Source organism: Streptomyces melanosporofaciens (assembly GCF_900105695.1).
GTDB lineage: Bacteria > Actinomycetota > Actinomycetes > Streptomycetales > Streptomycetaceae > Streptomyces > Streptomyces antimycoticus.
The window spans coordinates 2,365,678-2,385,269 of the sequence record NZ_FNST01000002.1; the positions used below are offsets into that span (position 1 = coordinate 2,365,678).

At 70.3% G+C, this 19,592-nt stretch carries 12 protein-coding genes; 4 read left to right on the top strand and 8 right to left on the bottom strand.

The window, feature by feature from the left end:
* Positions 1–8 precede the first annotated feature (8 nt).
* Complete coding sequence (locus BLV72_RS12690; protein ID WP_093462284.1) at positions 9–2,270, bottom strand: bifunctional glycosyltransferase/CDP-glycerol:glycerophosphate glycerophosphotransferase; 2,262 nt, start codon at positions 2,268–2,270, stop codon at positions 9–11.
* Between the two features lie 177 nt (positions 2,271–2,447).
* Positions 2,448–7,409, bottom strand: coding sequence for an NAD-glutamate dehydrogenase (locus BLV72_RS12695; RefSeq protein ID WP_093462285.1), 4,962 nt, complete (start codon positions 7,407–7,409; stop codon positions 2,448–2,450).
* Positions 7,410–7,890: 481 nt separating this feature from the next.
* On the opposite strand from BLV72_RS12695, the gene BLV72_RS12700 reads away from it, so the two are divergent.
* Entirely contained in the window at positions 7,891–8,457 is a 567-nt protein-coding gene (locus BLV72_RS12700) for a DJ-1/PfpI family protein (protein WP_093470314.1), read from the top strand.
* A 185-nt stretch (positions 8,458–8,642) separates the two neighbouring features.
* On the opposite strand, the gene BLV72_RS12705 is transcribed toward BLV72_RS12700, so the two are convergent.
* Together BLV72_RS12705 and BLV72_RS12710 are read right to left on the bottom strand one after the other, a co-directional pair.
* Positions 8,643–9,311, bottom strand: a complete 669-nt coding sequence (locus tag BLV72_RS12705) for an HAD family hydrolase (RefSeq protein WP_093462287.1) — start codon at positions 9,309–9,311, stop codon at positions 8,643–8,645.
* A 35-nt stretch (positions 9,312–9,346) separates the two neighbouring features.
* Complete coding sequence (locus BLV72_RS12710) at positions 9,347–9,853, bottom strand: DUF6912 family protein (protein WP_093462289.1); 507 nt, start codon at positions 9,851–9,853, stop codon at positions 9,347–9,349.
* 695 nt (positions 9,854–10,548) lie between these two features.
* Here BLV72_RS12710 and BLV72_RS12715 point away from each other — a divergent pair.
* Entirely contained in the window at positions 10,549–10,863 is a 315-nt protein-coding gene (locus BLV72_RS12715; RefSeq protein ID WP_244320742.1) for an Rv3235 family protein, read from the top strand.
* 795 nt (positions 10,864–11,658) lie between these two features.
* Here the strand turns inward: BLV72_RS12715 and secA are convergent.
* Positions 11,659–14,511, bottom strand: coding sequence for a preprotein translocase subunit SecA (gene secA / locus BLV72_RS12720; protein WP_093462290.1), 2,853 nt, complete (start codon positions 14,509–14,511; stop codon positions 11,659–11,661).
* 242 nt (positions 14,512–14,753) lie between these two features.
* Here secA and BLV72_RS12725 point away from each other — a divergent pair, with 242 nt between their 5' ends.
* Together BLV72_RS12725 and BLV72_RS12730 are read left to right on the top strand one after the other, a co-directional pair.
* Positions 14,754–15,410, top strand: coding sequence for a GNAT family N-acetyltransferase (locus tag BLV72_RS12725; protein ID WP_093470316.1), 657 nt, complete (start codon positions 14,754–14,756; stop codon positions 15,408–15,410).
* A gap of 83 nt (positions 15,411–15,493) precedes the next feature.
* Positions 15,494–16,678: a winged helix-turn-helix domain-containing protein gene (locus BLV72_RS12730; RefSeq protein ID WP_093462292.1), complete on the top strand. Its 1,185-nt coding sequence runs from the start codon at positions 15,494–15,496 to the stop codon at positions 16,676–16,678.
* A 58-nt stretch (positions 16,679–16,736) separates the two neighbouring features.
* Here BLV72_RS12730 and BLV72_RS12735 read toward each other — a convergent pair whose 3' ends face one another.
* The 3 genes from BLV72_RS12735 to BLV72_RS12745 all read right to left on the bottom strand — a co-directional run bounded on the left by BLV72_RS12735 (position 16,737) and on the right by BLV72_RS12745 (position 19,511).
* On the bottom strand, positions 16,737–17,486 hold the full coding sequence (locus BLV72_RS12735; protein WP_093462293.1) for a response regulator: 750 nt from the start codon (positions 17,484–17,486) through the stop codon (positions 16,737–16,739).
* A 222-nt stretch (positions 17,487–17,708) separates the two neighbouring features.
* A complete protein-coding gene (gene hpf, locus BLV72_RS12740; protein WP_093462295.1) occupies positions 17,709–18,398 on the bottom strand; it encodes a ribosome hibernation-promoting factor, HPF/YfiA family in 690 nt (229 codons plus the stop codon).
* A gap of 315 nt (positions 18,399–18,713) precedes the next feature.
* Positions 18,714–19,511 (bottom strand): ComF family protein, encoded by a 798-nt coding sequence (locus BLV72_RS12745; RefSeq protein ID WP_093470317.1) that lies wholly within the window; start codon positions 19,509–19,511, stop codon positions 18,714–18,716.
* Positions 19,512–19,592 lie beyond the last annotated feature (81 nt).

Here is a 19,592-nt window from a genome sequence, read left to right on the forward strand (position 1 = left end):
GGTCGGGGTCACTCGGCGGTGAGGACGCCGCCGCGCGGCCCCGCCGGGGCGCTGTCGCCACCGGCCGGCAGGGGCCGCGTCCGTGGCGCGGGCGCGAGAGGGAGCGCCGTGTCGTCCTGGCCCAGCATCAGGGTCCGTACCACCCGTTCGGCCGCGTGGCCGTCGTCGAACGGGCAGAAGCGGGCCCGGAAGGCGGTGCGCAGCGCGGTCGCGTCCGCATCGCACCAGCGGCCCTCGCGGAAGACCTTGACCAGCTCCCGCCCGGTGCGGGCGACGGCTCCCGGGGTATCGCCGGGGGATCCCGAGAGGAGGTCGAAGTAGACCCCGCGGGAGGACCGGTAGATGTCCCAGTCGTCGGCGTAGATGACGATGGGGCGGTCCAGGAGCGCGTAGTCGAACATCATCGACGAGTAGTCGGTGATCAGCGCGTCGGCCGCCAGGCACAGCTGCTCCGCCGACGGGTGCTGCGAGACGTCGATCACCAGCCCGGCCTCCTGGAGCCGGGAGAGATGGTCCTGCGGCCGGTAGGAGTAGTGGGCCCGCACCAGCAGCGTGATCCGCGGGCCGAGTTCGCGGCTGAGCCGCTCCAGGTCCAGCCGGGGGGTGAACCCCTTCTGGTAGTCGCGGAGGGTGGGCGCGTAGAGGAGGGCGGTGTTCCCGGCCGGGATGCCCAACTCCCCGCGGATCCGGCGGATGTCCTCCTCCGACGCCGTGAAGAAGACGTCATTGCGCGGATATCCGTATTCCAGCAGCCGGTACGCGGCGGGGTAGACCCGCTCCCAGATCTGGCTGGAGTGCGGATTGGAGGAGAGGGCGACGTCCCAGCGGTCGATGCGCTTGAGCAGATTGCCGAAACTCATGCCGCCCGCGGCGGCCGGATAGTGCTGCTGGTCCAGCCCCATGCATTTGAGCGGAGTGCCATGGAAGGTCTGCAGATGCACCGTGCCCGGCCGTTTCACCACCTCATTGGGGAAGTTGACGTTGTTGATGAGGTATTTCGCGCGGGCCACGGTGCGGTAGAAGTCGCGGGTGCCGGTGACGACATAGTCGACGCCTTCCGGGAGGGACTCGATCTCCGACTTCTTGACCGCCCACACCCCGTGGATCTCCGGTGCCAGCTCCCGCGCCTTGTAGTAGATCGCCCCCGGATTGCACAGCACCCCACGGCCCCAGTACGCGGAGTAGACGGCCAGGTGGGGGTCGACCGGGCGCTGGCGGTGCAGCCGGTACAGGCCCCGCTTGGCGCGTGCGGCCAGGGGCGGCCGGACGGTCCGGCGCAGCTTGCGGGCCCCGGCCGCGGCCCGTACGCCCAGCTCGCGCTCCCGGTAGCGGAGGAAGGAGCCGGACGCCAGCGCCTCGAAGCGCCAGCGGCCCTCGACCGGCGGGGTGAACCCGGCGGGCAGACGGCGGCGATACCACGCGGCGGCCCGTCCGAAGAAGCGCGGCCGGTCCGCCGTCTCCACCCGGGACGTCCGGTCCAGGCAGAACAGGAAATGCGAGATGGCCCGTTCGAAGAGCAGCGGGCGCAAAGGGTCCAGACGCGGGTGCTCGTCGAGGAAGTCGAAGAGCCGGGCGTACTGCTGGAAGATGACGAAGTGCTTCTCGCCGGGGCTTGCCGTACTGGCCCCGACCCGTCGCTGCCGGTATTCCAGACCCACCAGATCGACACACGCTATTCGCCGCGCGGTGAGCATCGTCTTGTACGAGAGCAGGGCGTCCTCATAGATGCCCTCGCTGAACGCGAAGCCATGGCGGGTGTAGAAATCCCGGTGGTAGACGCGGTTGGACGACATCGCGAACAGCCGCAGGAATTCCGGGCGTTCGACGACGGAGAAGACATCGGTGCCCGCCGAGGCCAGCAGATTCCCGAAGAGGCTCGGGGCCCTCCGCTCCGACCAGTAGGTGCGCACATGGTTGAAGTAGAGGATGTCCGGGTCATGGGTGAGGGCCAGCCGGTCGGCGAGGCCCTGGAGGGTGCCCGGGGCGAGGGTGTCGTCCCCGTCCAGGAAGAGCAGATAGTCCCCGCAGGCCCGCTCGACACCGGCGTTCCGGGCCTGGCCCGGCCCGGAATTGACCCGCTGGTGCACGGGCACGACCCGGCTGTCGCGCGCCGCGTACGCGTCGATGATCGCGCCGCAGTGGTCCGGTGAGCAGTCGTCGACGGCGACCACCTCCACGTCCTGACACGACTGGCTCAGCACGGAATCCAGGCAGGCGCTCAGATAGCCCTGGACGCGATAGGCGGCGATGACGATGGTGAAGCGGGGCATAAGGCTCCTCGGGACGCGATGGCGGTTCGAGGTGCGAAGCACTCACTGACCACCCACGCTAGGTGGGTTCGTCCCGGTATGCCCGCTCGGTCGTTGGACGGGCGCCCAAGCGGGTGACAAACGCCCCCGGCGGACATGAAGTCCGCCGGGGGCGCCGGTGCTGCCTTCTGTGGAGCGTCAGCTATGCGTGCGCAGCAGCGTCCGCATCGTCCGCATCGCGACCGACAGATTGGCCAGGTCGAAGGTCTCCGACGACTGGATCTCATCGAGCGTGGTGCGCGCACGCTGCAGGATCGCGGCGTTCTTCTCCTCCCACGCCTTGAAGCGCTGCTCGGGCGTGGAGCCGCCGTTGCCCACCGAAAGCACATCGGAGGTCAGGGCGGCCTGGGCCGCGTACAGGTCCTCGCGGATGGAGACCCGGGCCATGGACTGCCACCGGTCGGCGCGCGGCAGCTCGATGATCCGGTCCATCAGCTGGCTGATCCGCAGCCGGTCGGCCAGGTCGTAGTAGACCTCGGCGACCGCCAGCGGCTCCTTGCCGGTGCGGTCCGCGATGGCGACGATGTCCAGCGTCGGGAAGGCCGAGGAGAAGCCCGCCACCCGGGTGGCCAGGTCCTCCGGGACGCCCGCCGCGGTGATCTCGTCGTAGATCCGCTGGTACCACTCGATGTCGGAGCCGCGCAGCAGCTTGGGCATCTGCGCCCGGACCGCGGCGACCCGCTCGCCGAAGAAGTCGATGGTCTCGGCGAGCTCCAGCGGCTGCGGCCGGTTGTTGAGCAGCCAGCGGGTGCCGCGCTCGACCAGCCGCCGCGAGTGCAGCCGCATCCTGGTCTGGATGTCGGCGTCGACGACCGTGTCCAGCGCCTCGACCTCGTCCCACACCTGGTTCAGCTCGAAGATCGCGCGGGCCGCGGTCTGGGCGCGCACGACCTCCTCGGTGGAGGCCCCGCTCTCCTCCCGCATCCGGTGCAGGAAGGTCGTCCCGGCGGTGTTGAGCGTGTCGTTGACCAGCACCGTGGTGATGATCTCGCGCCGCAGGGCATGGCCGTCGATGTACTCGGGGAACCGCTCGCGCAGCGCCTGCGGGAAGTAGGCGTGCAGCAGCCGCTGCAGATACGGGTCGTCGGGCAGCCCGGTGGTGATCAGCTCATCGGCCACCGTGATCTTGACGTAGGCGAGCAGCACGGCCAGCTCGGGCTGGCTCAGACCGCGCCCGGCGGAGAGCCGCTCGCGGATCTGGCGGTCGGTGGGCAGGAACTCCAGCGCCCGGTCCAGCCGCCCCTCGCGGCCCAGGCGGCGCATCAGCCGCTGGTGGGCGTGGAGCAGGCTGGGGGCCTGGGCGACGGAGTTGGCCAGGGCCACGTTCTGCGCGTAGTTGTTGCGCAGCACCAGCGCGCCGACCTCGTCGGTCATCTCGGCGAGCAGCTTGTTGCGCTGCTTGAGGGTGAGGTCGCCCTCGGTGACCAGGGCGTTGAGCAGGATCTTGATGTTCACCTCGTGGTCGGAGGTGTCCACACCGGCGCTGTTGTCGATCGCGTCGGTGTTGATCCGGCCGCCCTTGGCGGCGAACTCGATCCGGCCCAGCTGGGTCAGGCCCAGGTTGCCGCCCTCGCCGACGACCTTGACCCGCAGATCCTGGCCGTCCACCCGGATCGCGTCATTGGCCTTGTCGCCGACATCGCCGTGGGATTCGGTGGACGCCTTGACGTAGGTGCCGATGCCGCCGTTCCACAGCAGGTCGACCGGGGCCTTGAGGATCGTCTTCATCAGATCGGCCGGGGTCATCTTGGCGACCCGCTTCTCGATGCCGAGCGCGGCCCGCACCTGCGGGGTGATCGGGATGGCCTTGGCGGTACGGGGGTGGATGCCACCGCCCGCCGACAGCAGCTCGGTGTTGTAGTCCTCCCACGAGGAGCGCGGCAGCTCGAACAGGCGGCGGCGCTCGGCGTAGGAGGTGGCCGCGTCCGGGTTGGGGTCCAGGAAGATATGCCGGTGGTCGAAGGCGGCGATCAGCCGGATGTTCTCGCTCAGCAGCATGCCGTTGCCGAACACGTCGCCCGACATGTCGCCGACGCCCACGACCGTGAAGTCCTCGGTCTGGGTGTCATGGCCCAGCTCGCGGAAGTGGCGCTTGACCGACTCCCAGGCGCCGCGGGCGGTGATGCCCATGCCCTTGTGGTCGTATCCGGCGGAGCCGCCGGAGGCGAAGGCGTCGCCGAGCCAGAAGCCGTACGACTGGGCCACGTCATTGGCGATGTCGGAGAAGGTCGCGGTGCCCTTGTCGGCGGCGACGACGAGATAGGTGTCGTCCCCGTCGTGGCGGACCACGTCCTTGGGCGGCTCGACCTGGCCCGCGACCAGGTTGTCGGTGATGTCGAGCAGACCGGAGATGAAGGTCTTGTAGCAGTCGATGCCCTCGGCCATCCAGGCGTCGCGGTCGACGGACGGATCCGGCAGCCGCTTGCCGACGAAGCCGCCCTTGGCGCCCACCGGCACGATGACGGTGTTCTTCACCATCTGCGCCTTGACCAGGCCGAGGATCTCGGTACGGAAGTCCTCACGCCGGTCGGACCAGCGCAGACCACCGCGCGCGACCTTGCCGAACCGCAGATGCACACCCTCGACCCGCGGCGAGTACACCCAGATCTCGTACGCCGGGCGGGGCGCGGGCAGATCGGGCACGGCCTGCGGGTCCAGCTTGATCGACAGATACTCATGGGGCTTGCCGTCCCCGTTGCTCTGGAAGTGATTGGTGCGGAGGGTGGCCTTGATCAAGGTGAGGAACGAGCGCAGGATGCGGTCCTCGTCCAGCGAGGCCACCTGGTCCAGCGCCGCGTCCAGCTCCTCCAGCAGGGCGTCGGTCAGCTCCACGCCCGCCCGCTGCCGCTCCGGCGACATCCGCGCCTCGAAGAGCGAGACCAGCAGCCGGGTGGTGTGCACATTGTTGCGGAGGGTGTCCTCCATGTACGACTGGCTGAACGTGGAGCCGGCCTGCCGCAGGTACTTGGCGTAGGCCCGCAGCACCATCGCCTGCCGCCAGTCCAGCCCGGCGCCCAGCACCAGCTGGTTGAAGTTGTCGCTCTCGGCCCGGCCGGTCCACACCGCGGCGAACGCGTTCTGGAAGCGCTCGCGGGCGTCGTCGGCCAGCGCCTCGCCCTCGCGCAGGGGCAGCCGCAGCCCGAAGTCGTAGACCCAGGCGGTGGTCTTGTCCGAGCAGCGCAGCTCGTACGGGCGCTCGTCGACCACCTCGACACCGAGGGTGTTGAGCACCGGGAGCACCGCGGACAGCGAGATCTGGGCCCCGGCCCGGTAGATCTTGAAGCGGCGCTCGGCGTGGGCCGCGCCCACCGGCTCGTAGAGGCTGAGCCCGAACTCCTTGCCCCGGTCCTTCAGCCGCTCCAGGTGCTGGAGGTCGGCGACGGCACCGCGCGGGGTGTGGTCCGCCTTGTACCCCTCGGGGAAGGCGGTCTGATAGCGGCGCAGCAGCTCGGCCGCGCGCTCCTCGCCGACCTCGGAGACCAGCGCCTCGGCGAAGCCGTCGGCCCAGGAGCGGGCGGCCTCGATCAGCCGGCTCTCGATCCGCTCCACATCGGCGTCGGTGAGGTCGGGCAGCTCGGTGCCGGGCTGGAGGCGGACCACGAAGTGCAGCCGCGAGAGCACCGACTCGGTGTGCAGGGCGGTGAAGTCGACCGGCGGGCGGCCGCTCAGCTCCTCCAGCAGGATGTCGGTCAGCCGCAGCCGCACATCGGTGGTGAAACGATCACGCGGAAGGTAGACCAGCGCGGAGTAGTAGCGCCCGTACTCGTCCTGGCGGAGGAACAGCCGCAGCCGGCGGCGCTCCTGGAGGTAGAGCACGCTGGTGACGATCGAGCGGAGCTGGTCGACCGGGGTCTGGAAGAGCTCATCGCGCGGGTACGTCTCCAGGATCTGCAGCAGATCCCGGCCGTCGTGGCTGTTGGGCGCGAAGCCCGCGCCCGCGAGCACCTCGACGACCTTGCGGCGGATGACCGGGACCCGGCGCACCGACTCGGTGTACGCGGCGGAGGAGAACAGCCCCAGGAAGCGGCGCTCGCCGATCACATTGCCCTCGGCGTCGAACTTCTTCACGCCGATGTAGTCGAGGTACGAGGGCCGGTGGACGGTGGCGCGGCTGTTCGCCTTGGTGAGCACCAGCAGCTTGCGCTCCCGCGCCTTGGCGCGGGCGTCGGCCGGAAGCCGGTTGAAGGACGGCGACCCCGGGCTCCCGTGGGTGCTCTCGTCGCTGTCCTTGTGCTGCGGATCGGAGCGGAGGATGCCCAGGCCCGTGCCGGGCACGGCGGTCAGCACGTCCTCCTCGCCACCGGCCTCGGTGGGGACCTGCGCCAGCTCGTACTCGCGGAAGCCGATGAAGGTGAAGTGGTCGTCGGCGAGCCAGCGCAGCAGCTCACGCGCCTCCTCGACCTCCTCCTCGCGGACCTCGGCGGCCTTGGGCTCGTCCGGCAGGCCCTCGGCGAGGCGCAGCGCGGACTCGCGCATCTTCTCCCAGTCCTCGACCGCCTCGCGGACATCGGACAGGACGCGCAGGAGATCGGCGGTGATCTGCTTCAGATCGCCGCGGTCGGTCTCACGGTCGGTCTCGACATGGATCCAGGACTCCACGACCGCGTCATGCGGCAGCTTCTTCTTCCTGGCCGGGCCGTCCGGGGAGACATCGAGCAGCTCGATCAGCTTGCCGGTGATGTCACGGCGCACGATCACCTGCGGGTGGATCACGACATGGATGCCGCGCCCCTGGCGGGTGAGCTCATTGGTGACCGAGTCGACCAGGAAGGGCATGTCGTCGGTGACCACCTCGACCACGGAGTGGCTGCAGGTCCAGCCGTGCTCCTCGACGGTCGGGGTGTGCACACGGACGTTCGCCGTGCCCTGCGGACGCACCTCGGCGAGCCGGTAGTGGGAGAGCGCCGCCCCGAAGACGTCGACCGGGTCGCGGTCGGCGAGGTCCTCCGGAGGCGTGTGCAGGTAGTAGTGCTGGAGGTATGCGGTCAGGGTCTCCGGTCCTGGGCCCTGAACCGGTTTTCCCCCGGCAGGGCTGTTCTCGGCGACCCGGGCGGCCCGTTCGAGCAACTCGGCCTTGGCTTCGTCCAGCTTGGTCTGCATGTCCTCTGGCTCCTGTCGCGCGCCGTTGCGTGACATCGATGGCGGTGGCATGACGCCGCGACGCGAAAAATCCGGTCGTTGACGACGGTATGCCGGATCGGGGAATGGCCGGGGTGTACTGGGCCGTAAGTGACCAAGAACCCACGCGCCACGGGTCAGCGGCGGCTCGGGCCCGGGGCCGGTGAGGCTCCGGGCGCGGAGCGAGGGCCTCGTTGCCCTCACGGACTATCGCGCTGATCACGCAGTAAGGCTATCGCTCCTCCCCAGGGGGTCGTCATGAGCCGTTCGTGTACAAAACCGAGCCCTGAAGTTTGACGAAATGGACAGCGACCACGGACGCGCGCGAACCGATGATGTGCGGCCCACGTTCCCTGGCGGCCTCCGGCGCCCTCTTGGCAACGCGCCGTCGCGGATGCACCGTGATCGGGACGGTGGTAGTCAGACGGTGGTAAGCGTGGACATGAAGGTGGAGGCGGGCGGCATGACTGCGAAAATCCTTGTGGTGACCGGCGACGCGGCCGAATCGCTGGAGGTGCTCTACCCCTACCAGCGGCTGCGCGAAGAGGGATACGAGGTCCATATCGCGGCCCCGACCCGCAAGACGCTGCGCCTCGTGGTCCATGACTTCGAGGAGGGCTTCGACACCTACACCGAGAAGCCGGGCTACACACTCCCCGCCGACCTCGCCTTCTCCGAGGTCGACCCAGGTCAGTACGGAGCCCTCGTGATCCCGGGCGGCCGGGCCCCGGAGTACCTGCGCAACGACCCCGAGCTGCGCAAGATCTGCAAGGCGTTCTTCGACGCGGACAAGCCGGTCGCCCAGATCTGCCACGGCCCGCTGCTGACGGCGGCCGTGGGCGGCCTGAGCGGGCGGCGGGTCACCGCGTATCCGGCGCTGGAGCCGGACATGCAGGCGGCGGGCGCGGAGTACCAGGACGCGGAGGTCGTGGTCGACGGCTCGCTGGTCTCCTCACGCGCCTGGCCGGACCATCCGGCGTGGATGCGGGAGTTCCTGGCGGTGCTGCGGACGAAGGCGCCGGTGGGGTGAGGGTGGTGGGGGCCGTGGCGACGCGGGGGCGCATGGAGGCAAGAGGGGGCGCACGAGGTGGTGAAGAGCCCGAGACGGACGCCGAGGAAGTTCAGGACGGACGCCGAGGAAGCCCAGGACGGACCCCGAGGAGCCCAGGACGAGCCGCTCCCGGTGGCCTCCGGCCTACTTGGCCTACCTCCGGCCTACTCGTCGGCCATGCGCTCGGCCTCCCGTACGGCCTCCTCGAGCGTGTCCACGACCGGCACCCCGGCCGCCTCCAGACTGACCCGGCTGTGCGAACCGCCCGTGTAGAGCACGGCCCGCGCCCCCACATGGCGTGCCGCCAGCGCGTCGTCCACGGCGTCGCCGATCACCACCATCCGCTGCGGGGGCACCCCTTCGAGCTCGGCGATATGGCGCATCATCTGCTCGGCCTTGCCGGTGTTGCTCTGGCCGACGCGGCCGTCCACCCGGATGAAATGGCGCTCGATGCCATGCGTCCGCACCAGCGGGACCAGATGCTCATGCGGGGCCAGTGAGCACAGCGACTGGGTGAGACCCGCCTCCTGCCACTCCACGAGCAGCTGCCGGGCGCCGATCGCCAGCCCGGCGCTCTCGGCCAGCGTCCAATAGTGCCGGTGGAACGCCTCGTCCATGACCGCCCACTCCTCGTCGGTGGGCAGCCGCCCCATCAGCCGCTCATAGAAGCGCGGGACCGGGACGCAGTACAGGTCGCGATAGCGCTCGAGGGTGATCGGCGGCAGGCCGACCTCTCCGAACGACGCGTTCGTCGCCGAGATCACGGCGTCGATGTCGTGGAACAGTGTGCCGTTCCAGTCCCACACGAGGTGCGTCACGTGGTTCTTCCCCATCCCACGACCGTACCTGCCGGGTCCGACAGCGGGCATCACTCGATGAGATTGGGGATCTCCTGGGTGGCGTACCAGAGCAGCTCATGGTCCTCGGCGCCGTCCACGGTGAACTGCGCGTCGTCGTCACCGAGGTCCGCCGCGCCCAGCGCGTCGGCGGCCGCGGCGATGTCCCGCTCGGCGTCATCGGCGTCCAGGTGCACGGCGGCGGCCTTCGCCAGCGGTACGGCGGCCTTGATCCGCACCTCGCCCAGCGCGGACTGGTCCAGCCCCCGATCCGGATCGGCGACCGCCTGCCCGTCGGGCACGTCCACGGCCACCACGACCCGACGGCGCGGCGCTTGAGGATCGACGGCGAGCAGCCGCAGCGAGGCCTGCGCGGCCCGGCTCAGCGCCGCGTACTCCAGCTCCTCGATGTCGTCGGAGACGTACCACTCGCGGAGCGCGGGCGTGACCGCGTAGGCCGTCAACGGCGTCGGCCCCAGTTGGCCCTCCTTGTGCGCCTCGGCGAGAGCGGAGAGGGTCAGGGGGACGTAGACGCGCATGTCTGCCGCTTTCATCAGAGACCAATAGGCCCCCAGCATACGATCGCCCGTACCCAGTCCCGAGCCTTCTTCACGGTCCGCTGGTCCCCTTTCGGGCGACGGGCTGCGACGGCGCCGCACAGAGCCCGGAACAAACCCGGCCCGCCCCCGCGACCAGGGGCGATGAGCGCCCGTATGCCCCAAATAGGTGAACCGCGGCATCGACCGCGACCCGTGCCCGCCTTCATTGCGGAGGCCGAAAACCCCCCGGTAGAAGACTCTCCGACGAAAGCTACCGCCCGGTATACGACCGGGCCGGAGAGAACGGGGCCAGAAGCATGCGCGAGGGCGTCCGGGCAACAGATCGGACCACGACCGGGGAGGACGTACGACGGCGCGCCGGCAGCGGACCAGGCCGAAGCGGCCCCCCACCCCGCAAGGACCCCCGCCGCCCCCGCACCACCCCAACAACGGCAGCACCACCCCCAACAACGGCAGCACCACCCACCACAACAGCAGCACCACCCACCCCGACCACCACCAACGACACCTCCACACCGCACGACGTAACCGCACGGTCCATTACCACATCCCCCACAACGCCCACGCCCCTCACCGTCACCCGCGCCGCCGCCGCCGTATCGCGCACTGCGGCCGCCGCCGCGGCGTGTCGGCAGCGGGACCGGCTGCCGCGCTACTGGTTCGCCAACCGGCTGGTGCTCACCCTCAGCGGTCAGCGCCCCGTGCACACCCTCCTCGGGCACGCCCTCCCGGCCGCCTACGACCGGCTGATCGAACTCGCCCCGCGCGCCCCGCTGCGCCCCGCCGGAGGGCGTGCCACAGCGCCCGTCGTGCGGCGCTGTGGCGAGTACCAGCCCCGGCACGGGGTTATCGAGGCGTTCGCCCGGATCGCCTCCGGAGACCGGCTCAGCGCGCTCGCATTCCGGCTGGAGCTCGGCGCCGACGCCCGCTGGCGCTGCGCCGCCATCGACCTCGGCCCACTCGCCCAGGCGGTGTCCGACGGATCGTGACGCCCGCGTCAGGCTGCTCCCCACCCCGCAGCATCGATGCGGCCCCGGCGCCCAGGGCGCCTTCCCGAAACCGGGACTTCACCCCAGGCTCCGGGGTCCAGGGGCGGAGCGCCAACCCAGCCCCTCCGGCGTAAGAGAAGCGGGGCCCAGGGGCGGAGCCCCGGCCGGGGCCGGGGGCCAAGCACCGGTTTTCCAGCCCCTCCGGCGTTTGAGGAGCGGGGTCCAGGGGCGGAGCCCCGCCGGGGCCGGGGGCCAGGCACCGGTTTCGAGGCGGGGCCATTCCAGCCCCTCCGGCGTTCGAGGAACGGGACCTTGGGGCGGAGCCCCCGGCTGGGGCCGGGGGCCAAGCACCGGTTTCGAGGCGGGGCCATTCCAGCCCCTCCGGCGTTCGAGGAACGGGACCCTGGGGCGGAGCCCCCGGCTGGGGCCGGGGGCCAAGCACCGGTTTCGAGGCGGGGCCATTCCAGCCCCTCCGGCGTTCGAGGAACGGGACCCTGGGGCGGAGCCCCCGGCTGGGGCCGGGGGCCAAGCACCGGTTTCGAGGCGGGGCCATTCCAGCCCCTCCGGCGTTTGAGGAGCGGGGCCCTGGGGCGGAGCCCCGGCCGGGGCCGGGGGCGGAGCCCCGGCGGGGGCCGGGGGCCGGGCCCCGGTTGCGGGAAGGGGCGGGTAGGGGAAAGACCCGCCGGACACGCCATAGACCCACAGCCACAGCCACAGCCACAGCCACAGCGCAACGGGCCGCGGCGCCCCGCTCCCACGCGGCACCCCGACCCGTCAAACCAAAACCCCGCCGGACTACTTCTTGCGGCGACGCCCCTTCTGCGCCTTACGCCGCTCCGCCCGCGTCAACCCGTCGGACTCCGACCGAGGCGCCGGCGGCGTCTCACCGTTCGGGAAGTCGCCCTCGACGACACCGCCCTCACCGTCCACCGTCGGGGCGGAGAAGTGCAGCCGGTCCGGCCGCTGCGGGGCCTCCAGGCCCTTGGCGCGGATCTCGGGACGGCCCGAGGAACCCGCGGCCGGCGCGGCGGGCGCGCCCGCCGGCACCGCGTCCTCCACATCCTTCGCGAGCGCGACCTTCTCGTCCGCCGCCTCGACCGGGACCTCCTCGACCTGCTGCTCCACCTGGACCTCCAGGTTGAACAGGTAGCCGACGGACTCCTCCTTGATGCCCTCCATCATGGCCTGGAACATGTCGAAGCCCTCGCGCTGGTACTCGACCAGCGGGTCCTTCTGGGCCATCGCGCGCAGCCCGATGCCCTCCTGGAGGTAGTCCATCTCGTAGAGGTGCTCGCGCCACTTGCGGTCCAGGACGGAGAGCACGACCCGCCGCTCCAGCTCACGCATGATCTCGGAGCCGAGCTGCTCCTCGCGCGATTCGTACTGCTGGTGGATGTCGTCCCTGATGGACTCTTCGATGAATTCGGCGGTGATCCCGGCGCGGTCGCCGGCCGTGTCCTCCAGCTCCTCGACCGTCACGCTGACCGGGTAGAGCTGCTTGAAGGCGCTCCACAGCCGGTCCAGGTCCCACTCCTCGGCGAAGCCCTCGACCGTCTCCGCCCGCACATAGGCCTCGATCGTGTCGTCCATGAAGTGGCCGATCTGGTCCTGCAGGTCCTCGCCCTCCAGGACGCGGCGGCGCTCGCCGTAGATGACCTCACGCTGCCGGTTCAGGACCTCGTCGTACTTCAGGACGTTCTTACGGGTCTCGAAGTTCTGCTGCTCGACCTGCGACTGGGCGGAGGCGATGGCCCGCGTGACCATCTTGTTCTCGATCGGGACGTCGTCCGGGACGTTCGCCATCGCCATGACGCGCTCGACCATCTGCGCCTTGAACAGCCGCATCAGATCGTCGCCGAGCGAGAGGTAGAAGCGGGACTCGCCAGGGTCGCCCTGACGGCCGGAGCGGCCGCGGAGCTGGTTGTCGATCCGGCGCGACTCATGGCGCTCGGTGCCCAGCACATACAGTCCGCCGAGCTCCTTGACCTCTTCGAACTCGGCCTTGACCGCGGCCTCGGCCTTCTCCAGGGCGGCGGGCAGCGCGGCGGCCCACTCCTCGGAGTGCTCCACCGGGTCCAGGCCGCGCTGGCGCAGCTCGGCCTCGGCGAGGTCGTCCGGGTTGCCGCCGAGCTTGATGTCGGTACCGCGGCCCGCCATGTTGGTCGCGACCGTCACGGCGCCCTTACGGCCGGCCTGGGCGACGATCGTCGCCTCCCGGTCGTGCTGCTTGGCGTTGAGCACCTCATGCGGCACCCCGCGCTTGGCGAGCTGCTGGGAGAGGTACTCGGACTTCTCCACGGAGGTGGTGCCGACCAGGACCGGCTGGCCCTTGGTGTGCTTCTCGGCGATGTCGTCGACCACCGCGTCGAACTTCGCGACCTCGGTGCGGTAGATCAGGTCGGACTGGTCGATCCGGGCCAGGGGGCGGTGGGTCGGGATCGGGACCACGCCGAGCTTGTAGATCTGGTGGAACTCGGCGGCCTCGGTCATCGCCGTACCGGTCATGCCGGAGAGCTTGTCGTAGAGGCGGAAGAAGTTCTGCAGGGTGATCGTGGCGAGCGTCTGGTTCTCGTCCTTGATCTCCACCGCTTCCTTCGCCTCGATGGCCTGGTGCATGCCCTCGTTGTAGCGGCGGCCCGCGAGGATACGGCCGGTGTGCTCGTCGACGATCATGACTTCGCCGTCCATGACGACGTAGTCCTTGTCCTTCTTGAAGAGCTCCTTGGCCTTGATCGCGTTGTTGAGGTAGCCGACCAGCGGGGTGTTGACCGACTCGTAGAGGTTGTCGATCCCCAGCCAGTCCTCGACCTTGGTGACACCGGACTCATGGATGCCGACGGTGCGCTTCTTCTCGTCGACCTCGTAGTCCCCGGTCTCCTCCACGCCCTTCTGCGGCTCGGCGGCCTGGCCCCTGCTGAGCCGGGTGACCAGCTTGGCGAAGTCGCCGTACCACTTGGTGGCCTGGTCGGCCGGGCCGGAGATGATCAGCGGCGTACGGGCCTCGTCCACCAGGATCGAGTCGACCTCGTCGACGATCGCGAAGTTGTGGCCGCGCTGCACCAGCTCGTCCTGCGACCACGCCATGTTGTCGCGCAGATAGTCGAAGCCGAACTCGTTGTTGGTGCCGTAGGTGATGTCGCACGCGTACTGCTCGCGGCGCTGCGCCGGGGTCATGTTGGCGAGGATGCAGCCGACCTCCAGGCCGAGGAACCGGTGCACCCGGCCCATCCACTCGGAGTCGCGCTCGGCCAGGTAGTCGTTGACCGTGATGAGGTGGACGCCCTTGTCCGACAGCGCGTTCAGATACGCCGGGAGGGTGCCGACCAGGGTCTTGCCCTCACCGGTCTTCATCTCGGCGACATAGCCGAGGTGCAGCGCCGCGCCGCCCATCAGCTGGACGTCGTAGTGACGCTGGCCGAGCACCCGCTTGGCCGCCTCGCGCACCGTGGCGAACGCTTCGGGCATGAGGTCGTCGAGGCTCTCACCGTCGGCGTACCGCTGCTTGTACTCGTCGGTGAGGGCGCGCAGCTCGGCGTCGGAGAGGGACAGGAAGTCCTCTTCGATGGAATTGACCTGGTCCGCGATGCGGTGCAGCTTGCGCAGGATCTTTCCTTCGCCTGCACGCATGAGCTTGTTGAGGACGGACACGTAGGCTGGCTCCTTGCCGGTCGGGCCTGGCACGGTCGGGGTGCGCTGGCGCGGCATTGTCAAGGGGCGCAGGCCCCGCCGCAACGGCCATCGTAAGACAGACCCCGGCACGCCGGGAGGTCCGTCACCACGAGGACCGGATGTCACCTCACCGTGTCAACGCCCGAGAGCTCCCCCAGGTGCCCTCGAATTCACGGAAACCGCTCGCGGTGAGTGACGACGGCGGCGCAGACTCGGGACGCATGGAGCCTGTCACCCTCACCACCGAGCGTCTGGTCCTGCGCCCCTTCCGGCCCATCGACGCGGACGCGGTCTTCGCAGCTTGTCAGGACCCGGACATCCAGCGATGGACCACTGTGCCCTCCCCGTACGAACGCGCGCACGCGGAGGACTTCACCGGCCGGATCTGCCCGGAGAACTGGCGCGACGACGTGACCTACGACTTCGCGGTGGTCACCAAGAGTGACGGCACCCTCGTGGGCGCCATGGGCCTGGTGCGGCTGGCCCATCTGCGCACCCTCAGGCACCAGGCCGAGCTCGGCTACTGGACGGTACGGGAGCACCGGCGGCGCGGCTATACGGACGAGGCGGCGCGGGCCGTCATCGAATGGGCGTTCACCCGGCTCGGGGTGGAGCGCCTGGAGTGGAGCAGCGAGGCCGGGAACGAGGGCTCGCGGGCGGTCGCCCTCGGGGTGGGCTTCCGGATGGAGGGGACGGACCGCGCCCGGATCGTCCACCAGGGGACGCGGCGGGACGCCTGGCGGGGCGCGCTGCTGCCCTCCGACTGGGGGCTGCCGTCGACGACGCCCTATCTGCCCTCCAAGGCGCCGGAGACGTCCAACGCACCTCAGGTCTCCGAGGCGTCCGGCCGGGCGTCCACGGCGCCGTCAGCGGTCTGAGAGAGGCCGTCGGCCCGGGGGTGTCGGGCGGGCGCGGGCGGGGATCGGCGGCGTTGTCAGTGGGTGCTACTACGGTGGCGCGCATGACGAACGCCGCCACCGGGTCCGCCGTGGACCGCACACCCGAGGCCACGCTCTCCGCCGACGAGGCGCGCCGGATCGCGCTGCGCGCCCAGGGGCTGCTGGGCGTGCCCGACCGGCGGGGCGGGGTGCGGGGCGTGCTGCGCCATCTGGGCGCGGTGCAGCTCGACACGATCTCGGTGCTGGCCCGCTCGCATGAGCTGATTCCGTACGCACGGCTGGGCGCGGTCGGCCGTAAGACAGTCGAGTCGGCCTATTGGAGCGACACCCACGCCTTCGAGTACTGGTCGCATGCCGCCTGTGTGCTGCCGATCGAGGAGTGGCCGCACTTCGCCTTCCGGCGCCGCGCCTACCGCCTCCGTCCGCACTGGCACCACGAGCTGCCGGACGGGGTGTACGAGACGGTGGTGAAGCAGCTGCGCGCGGAGGGCCCGCTGACCGCGACCGAGCTGGGCGGGGCCAAGAACGGCGGGCCGTGGTGGGACTGGTCGGCGGCGAAGATCGCGGTCGAGCGGGCGCTGATGTTCGGCGAGGTGGTGTGCGTCGAGCGGCGCGGCTGGAAGCGGGTGTACGACCTGGCGGAGCGCGCCGTGCCGGACGCGCTGCTCCATGACGACCTGGACGACCGGGAGTGTCTGCGCCGGCTGGTCCGGCTGGCCGGGCAGTCCCTGGGCGTGGGCACGCGGGCGGATATCGCCGACTACCACCGGCTCAAGGGCGAGCAGGTGGACGCGGTGATCGCGGACTCCGGGCTGGTGCCGGTGGCGGTCGAGGGCTGGGACAAGCCGGCCTGGGCGGACCCCGAGGCGCTGGCCGCCGCGCCGCGCGGCCGGCACCGCACCACGCTGCTGTCGCCCTTCGACTCGCTGATATGGGATCGGGCGCGCACCGAGCGGATCTTCGGCTTCACCCATCGGCTGGAGGCGTATGTGCCCAGGCCCAAGCGGATCTACGGCTACTTCGCCATGCCGCTGCTGTCGGGCGGGCGGCTGCTGGGCCGGGTGGACCCGGCCCGGGAGGGGACGACCCTGGTCGCCCGGCAGGTGTCCCTGGACTCGCCGAAGGCCGTGGCCCCCATGGCACAGGCACTGCGAGAGGCGGCCGAATGGGTGGGCTGTGACTCCGTCCGGATCGAGCGTGTCGACCGCCCGGAGCTCGCCGCACCACTCGCGGCGGCCGTCGCCTGAACCGCCCGGGCGGACGCCCGGCCGGGGCTCCGGCTCATCCGGGGCTCCGGCTCACCCTTCACCTGATCTCGAGGATCTTCTCCCGCATCGCATAGACCACGGCCTCCATCCTGGAGTGCAGCTGCAATTTCTCCAGAATGTTGCGCACGTGGTTCTTCACGGTGTTCTCGCTGATGAACAGCTCCTTGGCGATATCCCGGTTGTTCATTCCGGTCGCCACCAGCTTGAGCACCTCCAGCTCCCGGTCGGTGAGCCGGGGCGCGGGCACCAGCCGCCGCTCATCGGTGCGCTGGATCATCGACTTGAACTCGGTCAGCAGCTTGGCCGCCATCGACGGGCTGATCTGCGACTGGCCGTCCGCCACCGCCCGGATGGCGGTCGAGACCTCGTCGGTCGAGATCTCCTTCAGCAGATAGCCGGTGGCACCGGCCTTGATCGCGTCGTAGAGGTCGGCTTCCTCATCGCTGATCGTCAGCATGATGATCTTGGCGCTGGGTGCCACCTCCTTGATGGCGGTGCAGGCCTCGATCCCCCCGCGCTTGGGCATCCGCACATCCATCAGGACGATGTCCGGCAGCAGATCCGCCGCCTTGTCCACGGCCTCGGCCCCGTCCCCCGCCTCGCCGATGACCTGGATGTCCTCCTCCTGGGCCAAGACGATCTCCAACCCACGCCGGAAGAGCGCGTGGTCGTCCACGACGAGGACCCGAATCGGCTCCTTGCGCGCTTCGCCGCGCGGCTCGCCCCCGTCCGGACCGACGCCATGGTGTTCCCCGGCGTCGGACACGGGCCCGAAGCTGTCCGCCATCGTTCCTCCCCCTGAAGGCCATGGCCCTTGCGGTCCGCACCCTGGGTGCACTCGGTCTGGCGTCAACCGGTGCATTCGCCACACCGGTTGGCCGCCCGGCCATGATTTCATGCCCGGGCGGCGGAATGTTCCTACCTTGGTCGCACGGCGGTGCCCCGGGGGGCGCGCAGGCGCTCCGGGGCACCACTTACGTGTCAGGCTGGATTCGGCTGAATTTCTCGGTCAGCCGCCGAGTGCGCCACCGGCGCCGCCGGGTGCCTCTCCGACGAACGCCTCCGGCTGAAGATGAATCACCCCGTAGTCATAACCATGCCGCCGGTAGACGACGCTGGGCTGGTTGGTGTCGGAGTCGACGAACAAATAGAAGTCGTGCCCGACCAGCTCCATCTCGTAGAGAGCCTGGTCGAGGGTCATCGGAGCCGCGGCGTGGGTCTTCTCCCGGACCACCAGGGGGCCCTCGCCCTGGACTTCCAGGGGGCCCATCCGGGTGGTGGGGACGGTCTCCGTCGTGCGCTGGGGGGCGATGTCGCCATGCCCGTTGATACGGGCCGCGTTGGGCACGGTGACAGCCACGTCGCTGGCCGGAATACGACCGTTTCCACGGCGCGTATGGCGCTTGTCGTGCTGCTTGCGCATCCGTGCTTCCAGCTTGCTGGCCGCCAGGTCCAGCGCTGCGTACGGATCGGCCGCGGAGGCCTCCGCCCTGATCACCGGGCCGCGCGAGCGGAGCGTGATCTCCACTCGGTCGGCGCGGTCGGACTGCCGCGGGTTGTGCTCCTTGGACACCTCGACGTCGAGGCTGATCACCTTGCCGTCGAGCTTCTGGATCTTATCCAGCTTCAGCTTCTCGGCCACGTGCTTCCGGAACCGCTCGGGCACCTCAGTTTTACGGCCCTTGACGACGATGTCCACGCAGAACTCCGTTCCCGGGTAGCTCCAGTCAGTATCGGAGCGTCATCCCTTGTGCACTTGGCTCCGGTGTCCTCCGGAGCCATCGGCTTGGCGCTTTCAGCTCCTCCTTCCCACGGAGAGGATCTCAACCCCGTTTGTTCCAAGCCTCACCAGAATGCAGGCAAAACACGCCAAGCGGATGAGCGAGTCATAGCACCCGCCTTTCCTCACAACCGAACATAGCTCGGCCAGTCGGAAGTCGGCACCCCCTACCGGCACGTACCTCCGATCAGGTGCTTTGCCGCGGTTACCACCTGCAACGACGCGGCTTCGTATTCAGTTCCGGTTGATACGCATCAGGGGTGCGGCCACCACGGCCGCGCCGATGACCAGCCCACCGGCCGCCGTCACCGCCCGCGCCGCCTCCGCCAGCGAGGCCCCCGTCGTCATCAGGTCGTCCACCAGGACGACCGGGCCCGCCGCCAGCAGCCGGCCGCTGCCGGGGACCGCTCCCAGCGCCCCCATCACATTCGCCCGCCGCTGCCGTGCGTCCAGCCCCGACTGGTCGCTCACCCGGCGCCGCTGGCGCAGCACCGCCGGGACCCTCGCCGGGCGCCCGCCACCGCGCAGCACGCCCGCGGCGGCGAGCGCGATTCGCCGGGCCGGGTCATGCCCCCGGGCGCCCACCGCACGCCGGGCCGATGGCACCGGCACCAGCAGCAGCGGACCGCCGCGGGGTCTCGCCCCGGATCCGTACCCCGGTCTCGCTTCGAATACCCGGTCCAATTCCGCGCCCGCCCGCCTTCGGGACCCCACACCGGGCCCTGGGCCGGGCCCCGGCCCAGGACAGGCCGCCCGCACCGCCCCCGCCAGCGCCTCGCCCAGCGGCCGCGCCAGCCGGAGCGCTCCGCGCTCCTTGTGCGCGAGCAGCACCGCCCGCGCCTCGTCCACATAATCCACCGCCGCATGGACCACCGGCAGCCCCGGCGGCACCGGGCTCGGCTTCACCCGGCGCGCCCCGGACCCGCGCAGCGCCCCACGACAGCGCTCACACAACGCGCCGCCCGGCCGACCGCATCCGGCACAGTCGGCCGGCAGCACCAGATCGGCGATCTCCTGCCACCAGCCCCGCATGAACACCACTGTCCCGGCGGCCAAGCCCGCGCGCCACCCCTTGTGGACAACCGCGCACATGTGGACAACCAGCCACCCCCG

What these genes read in the sequence shown, in the direction of transcription:
- BLV72_RS12690 (WP_093462284.1), bottom strand. Translation starts at nt 2,270, where the DNA reads ATGCCCCGCTTCACCATCGTCATCGCCGCCTATCGCGTCCAGGGCTAT.
- BLV72_RS12695 (WP_093462285.1), bottom strand. Translation starts at nt 7,409, where the DNA reads ATGCAGACCAAGCTGGACGAAGCCAAGGCCGAGTTGCTCGAACGGGCC.
- BLV72_RS12700 (WP_093470314.1), top strand. Translation starts at nt 7,891, where the DNA reads ATGACTGCGAAAATCCTTGTGGTGACCGGCGACGCGGCCGAATCGCTG.
- BLV72_RS12705 (WP_093462287.1), bottom strand. Translation starts at nt 9,311, where the DNA reads ATGGGGAAGAACCACGTGACGCACCTCGTGTGGGACTGGAACGGCACA.
- BLV72_RS12710 (WP_093462289.1), bottom strand. Translation starts at nt 9,853, where the DNA reads ATGCGCGTCTACGTCCCCCTGACCCTCTCCGCTCTCGCCGAGGCGCAC.
- BLV72_RS12725 (WP_093470316.1), top strand. Translation starts at nt 14,754, where the DNA reads ATGGAGCCTGTCACCCTCACCACCGAGCGTCTGGTCCTGCGCCCCTTC.
- BLV72_RS12730 (WP_093462292.1), top strand. Translation starts at nt 15,494, where the DNA reads ATGACGAACGCCGCCACCGGGTCCGCCGTGGACCGCACACCCGAGGCC.
- BLV72_RS12735 (WP_093462293.1), bottom strand. Translation starts at nt 17,486, where the DNA reads ATGGCGGACAGCTTCGGGCCCGTGTCCGACGCCGGGGAACACCATGGC.
- BLV72_RS12745 (WP_093470317.1), bottom strand. Translation starts at nt 19,511, where the DNA reads ATGCGGGGCTGGTGGCAGGAGATCGCCGATCTGGTGCTGCCGGCCGAC.